General features: G+C 60.6%; 4 protein-coding genes. 1 reads left to right on the top strand and 3 read right to left on the bottom strand.

The genetic code is table 11. From position 1 onward, the window contains the following. The 3 genes from rpmF to VZ95_RS18225 all read right to left on the bottom strand — a co-directional run. Positions 1-175: 50S ribosomal protein L32 (gene rpmF, locus VZ95_RS23315; RefSeq protein WP_084627905.1), on the bottom strand; the 175-nt coding region annotated here is incomplete at its 3' end. A 102-nt stretch (positions 176-277) separates the two neighbouring features. Beyond that, entirely contained in the window at positions 278-778 is a 501-nt protein-coding gene (locus tag VZ95_RS18230) for a YceD family protein (RefSeq protein WP_198148387.1), read from the bottom strand. A gap of 60 nt (positions 779-838) precedes the next feature. Further along, positions 839-1,396, bottom strand: coding sequence for a ubiquinol-cytochrome C chaperone family protein (locus VZ95_RS18225; RefSeq protein WP_045777121.1), 558 nt, complete (start codon positions 1,394-1,396; stop codon positions 839-841). A 182-nt stretch (positions 1,397-1,578) separates the two neighbouring features. Here VZ95_RS18225 and VZ95_RS18220 point away from each other — a divergent pair, with 182 nt between their 5' ends. Further along, positions 1,579-2,088: an outer membrane protein assembly factor BamE gene (locus tag VZ95_RS18220; RefSeq protein ID WP_052711922.1), complete on the top strand. Its 510-nt coding sequence runs from the start codon at positions 1,579-1,581 to the stop codon at positions 2,086-2,088. Positions 2,089-2,315: the final 227 nt, after the last annotated feature.

Genomic DNA, 2,315 nt, shown 5'->3' with positions numbered 1-2,315 from the left:
GCTGCGAGGCAACCACTTCGCGGGCATCGTAATGACCGCAGGCCGGGCAGATATGATGCGGACGCTGCAATTCACCACAGTTCGAGCATTCGGTGTAAGCCGAACCCGACAGGGCGTCATGCGAGCGACGCATGTTACGACGGGACTTGGAGGTCTTCTTTTTGGGAACTGCCATAATCTTGAACTCGTGTTAGCGGACATCGCCGAAAAGCGACGGCCTATGTAGCCAATATCGGGAACGCCCGCAAGCGATTCTGTCACACAGAGCGATATAATCTCAGCCTTTCTTTGCGAGCCCGGCGAGGCGTGCAAAGGGATTTGGCTTGTCGGACTCTTCTGTGGTTGCAGAATCTACCGATTCCTCCTCCTCGGTTGCAATATAATCCTCCGGCACCGCCGCCCCTTCCGCACGCGGATAGGGGTCGAGCGCGAGCGAAAAATATTGCGCCGCGATCTCACCGAGATCGAGCCCCTCTTCCGGCCAGGGCTCCAACTCATCGTCTTCGCCGGTGATATCAATCTCGCCGCGCTCCGGTGCGCTGTCGATCGGGCCGAGCACGAGGGCGAAATCGCTTTCCACCTGCGCCGGAACCGGCTCCAGGCTAATCACGCAGTTCTGTACCGCCGCCGCGCTAACACGCCCCGAAACCGATACATATTTACCGCCGCGCACGCGCCGCACGGCGAGCTTTGCCGAAAGCTGGGTCAACTCTTGAAGATCGAACCGCTTGGCCAGCGCCGCCCGTTCGTCGGGCGTCGCTTCGACCGTTTGCGTCATCTGGTGCGCTCCGATGCGATCCAACGACAGCGGGCGGGAAAATTCAGGCTCCATGCGGCTCTACTCGTGAAAGGGGGTAAATTGGCACACCCCCGCCAAGAGGTCCGCCGAAGATTGGGCAGCCAGCGCCGCCCCTTGCCGATGACAATAGCCGATCATGGCGAGAACCGCATCGTCCGTCGGCACGCCTGCGCGCGGACCGTAAGCATTGCGGCGCAACGCGGTGGCGAAGGCCGCCCGATCCTCTAAACCCGCGTCGTAGGCCTGTAGGCGACCGTAAAGATTCTCGGCGACCAGCTTAATGCGTTTGCCGATCACAACGTCGCTGATGCCGAGTTCGCGCAAGGACTGGTCCATATCCGCCATCATCACGTCATGCAGGGCCTGAGCAAGCTCTGAGGCCTCCGGCAAGGCCTTCAGGCGGTGCAGCAGCAGCCAGACGTGCAGGGCGACCATCTCGAACCGACCTTCCGGCGAATCGGTGACGCCATAGGCCTGATAGAACAGCGGCTGCCGCGCTTGGTTAACGGCCGCCTCATAGAGTAGCTCGGCACGCTGGCGGGTGGCCCGGCGCGCCCGGCGGGCGGAGCTGAACGGCCAGTAAAGGGAGAAGACCATACCGCTCCTTAAGGGAAAGTGACGGGCGGGAACAGGCCGCAATTGACTTGCCCCAGGGGCAATGCGAGTGTCTGTCGCGCCTGACGCCGACATACGCAGCGGCAAAGTGGCTCCCGCGACCCTCCCGGTCAAGGGGGGCATTCCAGGCACCCGCGTTGAGAGCTAGAAACCGACCCTTCGGAATGATGACGACAAACCGCACCCCGACCCGCCGCCCCACCTTGGGTCTCACCCTCGGCCTTACTCTGTTCGTGCTGGGAAGCGGCCTCGGTGCTTGTACGCCGATTGTCGACAATCGCGGCAATCTGCCGACGCAAGAAGCGGTGGATCAACTCGTTATCGGCGGCTCCAGCCGGGCCGACGTGCAGCGCCTGCTGGGCTCGCCCACCGCTGCGGGCACCTTCTCCGATAAGGTCTGGTATTATATCAGCCGCAAGCAGGAAACGATCGCCTTCCTCAAACCCGCGCCGGTCGAACAAACCATCCTCAGCGTTTATTTCGACGACGCCGGGCTGGTCGCGAAAATGACGGCGACGGGCGGCGAGACGGTCGAGTTTATCGACCATACCGCCGAAACCACGCCGACCACCGGCCATTCGATGGGCTTCCTCGAACAGCTCTTCGGCAATATCGGTCGCTTCGGCAGCAAAGACGGCCCCTATAAGGCCCCGACGCCGACGGGGCAGCGGTAACAGCTATGGTGTCGGAAGATGTCCGTTGACGCTCAGCCCGATACCTTACTCTTCCCACTTCCGTTTGAAGAAAAAAAACGGTTACAGCTTCTGTGCCAAGAGCCCTGGACAGATATTCTATACGTTCGGGATTCAACATCCCGCATGACGGGTGAGTACGGGCATGTCTTTAACCCTTCGTGCGTTCAAATAAAATCTTCAGAGCGTGTCAATTTACATTTTAGCTT

The sequence above is a fragment of the Elstera litoralis genome (genome assembly GCF_000963705.1).
In the GTDB taxonomy this organism is placed as follows: domain Bacteria; phylum Pseudomonadota; class Alphaproteobacteria; order Elsterales; family Elsteraceae; genus Elstera; species Elstera litoralis.
Note: the sequence above shows the minus strand (reverse complement) of the source record. Positions and strands in the feature narration are given on the sequence as shown.

Bases quoted from the DNA above. Each gene is read 5' to 3' on its own strand.
- VZ95_RS18230 (WP_198148387.1), bottom strand. From the start codon at position 778: ATGACGCAAACGGTCGAAGCGACGCCCGACGAACGGGCGGCGCTGGCC.
- VZ95_RS18225 (WP_045777121.1), bottom strand. From the start codon at position 1,396: ATGGTCTTCTCCCTTTACTGGCCGTTCAGCTCCGCCCGCCGGGCGCGC.
- VZ95_RS18220 (WP_052711922.1), top strand. From the start codon at position 1,579: ATGATGACGACAAACCGCACCCCGACCCGCCGCCCCACCTTGGGTCTC.